This is a genomic window from Micromonospora sp. NPDC005299 (assembly GCF_042872345.1).
GTDB lineage: Bacteria > Actinomycetota > Actinomycetes > Mycobacteriales > Micromonosporaceae > Micromonospora.
Genome location: NZ_JBIAKG010000038.1, coordinates 1 through 1,482 on the forward strand (window position 1 = coordinate 1; position 1,482 = coordinate 1,482).

General features: G+C 66.1%; 1 protein-coding gene. It reads right to left on the reverse strand.

The window, feature by feature from the left end:
- Positions 1–59 precede the first annotated feature (59 nt).
- A complete protein-coding gene (locus ACFYPD_RS34050) occupies positions 60–1,253 on the reverse strand; it encodes an IS110 family transposase (protein ID WP_387122909.1) in 1,194 nt (397 codons plus the stop codon).
- Positions 1,254–1,482: the final 229 nt, after the last annotated feature.

Genomic DNA, 1,482 nt, shown 5'->3' on the forward strand with positions numbered 1-1,482 from the left:
AGCAAGAACTACTTCCCAATGAAGTTGTCAAGGGGTCTTGATGACGCCTGGCAGGGGCGTCATGCAGCGGTCACGGCTGGTTTCGATGGCTGATAGGGCCGTTGGTCGCGCAGTAGCGCCCACAGCACGTTGACGCGGCGACGTGCGAGCGCGAGAACGGCCTGGGTGTGACGCTTGCCCTCGGCCCTCTTGCGGTCGTAGAACTGCCGTGACTCCGGACAGGTGGCGATGCTGATCTGCGCGGAGTAATAGAAGACTCGCTGTAGGCCGCGGTGGTAGCGCCTGGGGCGGCGTAGATTGCCATGGACACGTCCGGAGTCCCACGGAGCGGGGGCCAGGCCGGCGAAGCCAGCCAGCCGGTCTGCGGTTCCGAAGAATTCCAAGGCACCGCGGGTGGCTGCCAGGAATTCCGCGCCCAGCAACGTGCCGATGCCCGGCATGCTGATGATCACCTCGGCGAGTTTGTGCTGGTGAAAATGATCCTCGACGAGCCGATCGGTCTCGGAGATGTGCTCATTGAGGGCTATCACCTCCTTCGCTAGCGCGGCGATCACAGAGGCGGTCATGGCCTCGCCTGGCAGGCAGACGTGCTGGCGATGGGCTGCCTCGACGGCCGCTGTGGCGATCTTGCCGGGATTGCGGACGTGTCGAGCCCGCAGCCACGTCTCCAGGCGAGCCTGGCCGATGCGTCGCAGCGCGGCCGGGGTCTGATAGCCAGTCAGCAGCGTGAGCTGTCCAGCGCGGGTCAGGTCGGGCAGGACACGCTCCAGGGCGGGGAAGATGCTGGTCAGCAGGCCGCGCAACCGGTTGATGACACGGGTGCGGTCGGCAACTAGGTCTGCGCGCCGGGTGGTGAGGATCTTCAGTTCCACGCTGCCGTCGTCGCCAACCCGCAGGGGGTGCAGATCGCGGCGCATGCGGGCCTGGTCCGCGATCACCGCCGCATCGCGCGCGTCAGTCTTGCCCTCGCCTCGGTACCCGCTGGCGGCACGATTGACAGTGCGGCCCGGAATGTAGAGCAGGGCTTGATCGTGAGCAGCCAGCAGCCCAATTAGCAAAGCGGCGCCACCGTCGGGCAAGTCCACTGCCCACGTCACCTCATCACCCAGGCCGACGACATCACCGATCAGTGCCAGCAGCTCGGGCTCATCGTTGGCCACCCGCCGCGACAGCAGGCGCCTACCGTCCGCGTCGATGACCACGCAGTGATGATGAGACTTACCGGCGTCTACACCTGCCCAGACACGGGCCACGTCTACCTCCGTCAGCTCGTCGTTCCTGCCTCCACAGACGACCACGCCGGCGTTGTCCTACACAGCGATCGCTCGCACATCCCAATCGGCGGCCGGGTCGTCGCGGGACGCCGGGCGGCCAAGTAGTTCGAGCCATGCGTACGGCAACCGATACTGAGCCACACCCGACGCCCCTGGATCTCCCGGACCCTACGACTGGCCCGCTCAACCTTGAAAGAAGGTAGGACCG